General features: G+C 68.3%; 3 protein-coding genes and 1 pseudogene. All 4 read left to right on the top strand.

Annotated elements, in window-relative coordinates; genetic code table 11:
- Positions 1 to 343 precede the first annotated feature (343 nt).
- Complete coding sequence (locus tag ACR2FV_RS00995; RefSeq protein ID WP_434013865.1) at positions 344 to 1,069, top strand: YoaK family protein; 726 nt, start codon at positions 344 to 346, stop codon at positions 1,067 to 1,069.
- A gap of 153 nt (positions 1,070 to 1,222) precedes the next feature.
- Positions 1,223 to 1,735: pseudogene (locus tag ACR2FV_RS00990) on the top strand (ISL3 family transposase); the annotation flags it as partial.
- A gap of 331 nt (positions 1,736 to 2,066) precedes the next feature.
- The gene (locus tag ACR2FV_RS00985) at positions 2,067 to 4,115 is read left to right on the top strand and encodes an RNA polymerase sigma factor (RefSeq protein ID WP_434013864.1); all 2,049 of its coding nucleotides are present in this window, start codon (positions 2,067 to 2,069) and stop codon (positions 4,113 to 4,115) included.
- A 347-nt stretch (positions 4,116 to 4,462) separates the two neighbouring features.
- On the top strand, positions 4,463 to 6,044 hold a 1,582-nt coding region (locus tag ACR2FV_RS00980; protein ID WP_434013863.1), incomplete at its 3' end, for a transposase.

The following is a 6,044-nucleotide window of genomic DNA, read 5'->3' as shown; positions in this document are numbered from 1 at the left end:
CACCTGCGCCGACATCGCCGGTGGAGCCGTCGGCTTCGATAGCCCCGCGCAGGCGGACCGTCCGCTGATTACCTGGACCCCACCAGCCCGGCTGGCACCGACTACACATTCTCTTCACCCACGCCCGATGACCCGCAGCGGCTGGCCGGCCGCGTGCCCGCTCCGTCGTCCAAGAACATGCTCGCGTAGGTGCCGATGATTTCTCCCCTTCATCAGCCGCCTCTTCGGCGCCCCTTTTAGGCTACTGCCGACCCCGAACGTGTGGCCGCGCCCCCACATCAAGTAGGAAGAGCTCGATAAGTTTCCTGCATATCCATTTCACGCACGTTAGCTAAGGATTCCTATGACCCGCCATCGTGCCGTTCCCACGGAACGCCTGCACCTGTGGCTCATGCTCGCGCTCACCTTTTCCACCGGCGTGATCGACGCCGTCGGTTATCTAGGGCTCGACCGGGTGTTCACCGGCAATATGACCGGCAATGTGGTGTTGCTCGGCATGGCCGTTGCCGGGGATACTAATCTGCCCAGCCTGCGCCTTGCGCTGGCTCTCCTTTTCTTCATGATGGGTGCCGTTCTCGCAGGTCGGCTGCTGCGCAAGGGGGCCGAAGGGTGGAGCGGGCGGATGTCGCTGAGCCTGCTGATGGTCGCCGGGGTGACTGCAGGTCTGGCCGTGTGCGTCGCCGTGGTGGACGTGCATGCGACCGAGCTGCTCGGGAGCACCACTACCTGCGTGCTGGCAATGGCCATGGGAATTCAGGCCGCGACGGCGAAGCGGTTGAAGGTCGCGGAGATCACCACGGTGGTGGTCACCTCGACCATCACGGGCCTTGCCGCCGATTCTTGGTTCGCCGGCGGGAACAGTAAGCATTGGGCACGGCGGACCCTGGCGATTACCCTGATCGGGCTGGGGGCTCTGGTTGGCGCCGCGGCCCTCTTCATTGACCTGTGGGTGGGTATCGCGGTCTCGTCAGCAATCAGTTTCGCAGTCACGCTGATAGGGCACCTGCGCCATCGAAAGGACAAACGCGAAGTGGCGAAGGTGGACCAGGCGACGGTAGCCGCTGCGTAGAGCCCTGTAACGCAACATATTTGAACGCACTGGCGACAATATGGGAACTTCACAGATAAGGGTGTAGCGCCGGTCGGCGCGTCGGTGGCCGTGTAGGTGTCGAGGTCTCCCGATGATGGAAGTTCCTACACCGACCATCTGGAAGATCTCGACGTGCCTGACGCTACCTTCGCCGCCTCTGACCTGACCACGTTCTGCCGCCTCGAAGAGCTCGGGCTCAAGGTTGTTGGGCAGCGCCTTGAGCCCGATCGTGCGGTCCTGGCCTGCCGTGTCCTCGACCCGGACGGGTGGTGCCGTCGCTGCGGATGCGAGGGCGCGCCTCGTGACACCCCGTGGTGCGGCGGTTGGCGCACGAGCCGCTGGGCTGGGGCCCGACAGTGCTGGAGGTCACCGTCCGCCGGTACCGGTGCGCCGGGTGCGGGCACGTGTGGCGCCAAGACACCAGCCAGGCCGCGGAGCCGCGGGCGAAGCTGTCGCGTCGCGGCCTGCGGTGGGCGCTGGAAGGCATCGTGTGTCAGCAACCTGAGCGTCGCTCGCGTCGCTGAAGGGCTGGCGGTGTCGTGGAACACCGCCAACGACGCGGTCCTGGCCGAGGGCAAGAGGGTCCTGATCGAGGATCCAGGCCGGTTCGACGACGTCACCGTGATCGGGGTCGATGAGCACGTGGTTGCTAACGGCCAACTGGGACGCCTCATCGGTCACCCTGAAGCATTTGCATTATCGGCTTGGCGAGGAGTCCCGCACAGACAGCGCTGTCGACCTGCCACGCCTACCCGTGGGCCGTCCGCCGTCGTACCGGCGGCGCTGGGGTCCCCGAGAGGACTCGGCCGACTCCTTGCTTCGGCAGTGGCTGGGCGAACGTTCCTGGACCGGCGAGACCGCGGGCTGGGCGGTCATCCTCCCACCCAGCCCGCGGCAGCCGTGGGTGGAGCGCGTCGCCTCCCGCCGGGCGAGCGTGGATCCTTTCGTGTCTCGCCGAACGGTGGAATGATGAGGTGTGTCCTCGGGGCTGCTGGTCGAGAGGTTCGGCGGCGAGGTGCGAGCCCACGCCGTGTCGTTGCGCCGCACTGCGCTCATGCTCACCGGTGAGGCCACGACGGCGGACGCCCTGGTCGTCCAGGTCTTTCAGCGCATGTTCCGGGTTTGGGGCGTGGACCCTCATGCCCACGAGGCCTCGTCGATAGCCGACGTCCTGTGCGAGGAGCTGGTCCGCACCTACCTTCGGCGGGCGCGCCGTCGGCGGAAGGACCGGAGCGAGGTGCCCGGCTTCGGTCGCGATCCTTTCGAGGTGCTTTCCGCCCTGCCGCCCAGGAAGCGCGCGGCCGTGGTGCTTATGGAGGTGGAGGGGTGGACCGCGGCCCGTTCGGCCCGGGCTCTGGGCGTTCGGCCCGGCCGCGTGGCTTCGCTCGTGCCGCGCAGCGAGGGCCTGGCTGCCGCGCTCGTGGCCCTGGCCTACCGGTTCTCGCGACCGGGCCAGGAGATCGTGGCCGAGGTACTGAGGTCGCTGTCGGAGGGGTCGTCCGAGGTCGGGTCGGGGGCCGGGCGTGACGGGGGCACCGGTCGTGCCATGTGGACGAGGTTGGCGGGCGTCATCCAGCGCCGGCGTTCCGTGCGCTGGCTCGCGGCCGCCTCAGTAGTTGTGCTCGGCACGGCGGCAGCTGCGGCTCTCCTCAACGGTATGGATGACCCCTCCCCACGACCCCTCACCACCGCGGACGGGGATGGCCCGGGCACGCTTCCGGGGGACCTGGCGGCGCGCGGTTGGATCCTGGACGGCGATGGTGACCCTCCGACGGGCCTGGAGGGCCTCCGGTTGATCGAGTCCACCACCATCGACTACGCCACCGCGACCGAGCCCCTCGCGCTCGACATTCAGCCCGCGAGCGGCTACGTCGCGTACGCGGTGCTGTGGTGCGACATACCCGCTCTCGACCCCAATCTCACGGTGCCCACTGCCACGCTCGAACTCGCGGAGGAGACGGTGGTGCTGCCCTGCGCCGGCAACGGTGGGGACCCTGCAGTCCGGCGGTTCGTCCCCCTTCCCCCGCCGGTCAGCAGCGGCAAGACGCCCGCCTCGATCACCTGGGCAGGAGACCTGCCCGCGCGCGGTTCGGCCGTGCTCGCTACGTACTCCGAGGCAGGCTGGGCGAGCGCTCCGGGCACTTCCGTCGTCGTGCCGCAGGCGCCTCCGCCCGTGCCACAGGACGCGGCGGTGCTCGACAGCGACAGCGTCCGTGTCGACGTCGACGGTGTCGCGATCTTCGTGCAGCGGGTCAGCGTGTCCGCCGAGACGCACCTGTCTGCCTGGAGCGGGCAGACAGGGGTGCTCATGGTGCTCGTCGACGGTGTCATCGTCAGTGACGACGGCGACAGAAGCGATGAGTTCGCCGAGAGGGGAGGTGGCAACTCCTTCGCCCTTCACCAGCTGTGGCGAGACCAGGACCCCGAGCTGCGTGAGGGGTCGTGGACGGTCTACGCTCCTGGGGGCGTCAAGGAGTTCGTCCTGCCCGAGGTGCTGCGTCCAGCACCGGGTGAGGAGCGGGAGGTCACGGTCTCGGCGGTGGTGGACTCCGGGCCAGAAGGTCGCTGGCGGGTGCAGGCCACGCACGCCTGGCCCGTCGAGGTCGAGGTGTCGCCGGTGCCCGAATCCACGACGGACGCGCCCATCCTTTTCCGGGGCCACCGGCTGGTGGCGGCCTGGGAGGTGCCGGCTACCGGCTACCCCTATCCGCTCGTGACGCCGGCGTCCGTGTCGTCCGACACCGTGTTCACCTCGATCATCCGGGACGACGGGCTGCCCAACGCAGAATGGACACGATGCGCTGCCATCACGTCCGATCTCGGTACCACGAGCGTGCCGAACGGGGTGGACGAGTACTGGGCCCTGGAGTTCATGCAGTTCTGGCCGGGGTGGGAGGGAGGGGTTCCAGGGGGCGAGGCGCACGACATGGCGAGCGGTTCCGCTCTCGGCGAGGTGTCGGTGTCCATCCTCGGTTGCTCGTCCGCAGATCATGCGACGGTGCTCGCCTACGAGCCTGTGCCCTAGGTAGGAAGACTTTTCGACTTCTTCGAGCCACACCGGGGTCCGTGCTTAGCGCGGATTTCCACGCAACCGGTTCGGGGCAACGTGTGTCGGGTTGGGGTGTGGCCGGTCCGGGTCGGGTGCGCACGGTGAGGGGGTTGACGTGCGCTGTGTGTGGCGGGTGGTGGCCTAGGGGCCTTGTGGTGTCTGACTGTTGAATGACAGTTGTGGCATTCGAGTCTGGGTCGATCAGGCCCTGAGCCAGCTCGGGAGACGTACGGGAAACCCCTGGTAGGAGCGAGGGGACGAACCGACACGCCAGGGTGAGGGACTCACGCTGGCCCCGGCAGGAGACACGGCACACTTGTCCTATGACAGAGGGATCGACACAACCCGCGAGTCGGGACTGGTTCATCCGGCCGGGCGAGGTGAACCATCGCCGCTACGAGGCGCTGCGCGCGTTCTTCGTCGACGGGCTGACCCACGCCGAGGCCGCCCACCGGTTCGGCTACACCCGGTGGGCGATGGTGAACCTGGTCCGCGAGCACCGGGCCGGGCGGCTCGAGCTGTTCGCGCCACCGCGCAAGCCTGGACCCGCCCCCGGGTCGGCCCCGGCCAAGGACCGGGACCGGGGTCGGGTCATCCAGTTGCGCCGGTCCGGGTTGTCGACCTATGAGATCTCCACTCGGCTGGGCGCCGAGGGCACCGCGTTGAACCGGACCAGCGTGGCCGAGATCCTCACCGAGGAAGGGTTCGGCCGGCTGCTGGCCCGCCCCGAGCCGGAGGCCAGCACCTGCCCTGCCACGCCCGGGCGGGACACCCGCCTGCCCCGCACCGCCACGCTGGACTTCACCACCTGGCCGGCCACCGTGGAAACCGGCAAGGCGGGGTTGCTGCTGCTCCTGCCCGACCTGATCGCCCTGGACGTGCCCGGGCTCGTCGCGCGCGCCGGCTACCCCGGCACCCGCGTCGTGCCCGCCGTGTCGTGGCTGTTGTCGCTGCTGGTGTTTAAGCTGACCCGCACCCGGCGGGTCTCCCACGTCGATGACCTGCTGCTCACCGACCCGGCCGCGGCCTTGTTCGCCGGGCTGAGGGTGCTGCCCAAGAAGTCCGCGCTGACCGACTACTCCTACCGCACCAGCCACGAGAACCAGCGCCGCTTCCTGGCGGGCCTGGACGCCGCGATGATCCGCGGCGGGCTCGCCACCAGCTCCGAGGCGATCTTCGACCTCGACTTCCACGCTGTGGTGCACTGGGGTCAGGATCCGGTCCTTGAGAAGCACTACGTGCCCACTCGCTCCCAACGCTCCCGCAGCGTGTTGACGCTCTTCGCCCAGGACACCGGCACCCACAACCTCGTCTACGCCAACGCCGACATCAGCAAATCAACCCAGAACCGCGAGGTCATCGCGTTCTGCGACCACTGGAGAACGGTCTCCGGAGCCGACCCGCGCATGCTCGTGATGGACCAGAAAGTCACCACCCAACCAGTGCTCGGCGAGCTCGACGAACGCGGCGTGAAGTTCCTGACCCTGCGGATGCGCTCACCAGCGCTGGTCAACCAGATCAACACCCTGACCGCCAAGGACTACACGACCATCACCTTGAACCGGCCCGGCAGATTCAACCGGCCCAAAGTCCACGAATCCACCGGCGTGCGGCTGACCAACTACCCCGGCACCGTACGCCAGCTCATCGTCACCGGCCTCGGCCACCAGGCGCCCACCGTGATCATCACCAACGACACCGACCTGCCCGCCAAGGCGCTGATCACCCACTACGCCCGGCGGATGACCATCGAGCAACGCCTCGCCGAGATCATCACCGCCTTCCACGCCGACGCCCTCTCCTCGACCGTCAACCTCAACGTCGACCTCGACATCATGGGCTGCGTCCTGGCCCAAGCCCTGATCGCCGCACTACGCGCCCGCCTGCCCGGCTACGCCAGCGTCA

The organism is Ornithinimicrobium sp. (genome assembly GCF_051004135.1).
GTDB lineage: Bacteria > Actinomycetota > Actinomycetes > Actinomycetales > Dermatophilaceae > Ornithinicoccus.
This window is presented reverse-complemented; position numbering and strand designations above follow the sequence as displayed.

Bases quoted from the DNA above. Each gene is read 5' to 3' on its own strand.
- ACR2FV_RS00995 (WP_434013865.1), top strand. From the start codon at position 344: ATGACCCGCCATCGTGCCGTTCCCACGGAACGCCTGCACCTGTGGCTC.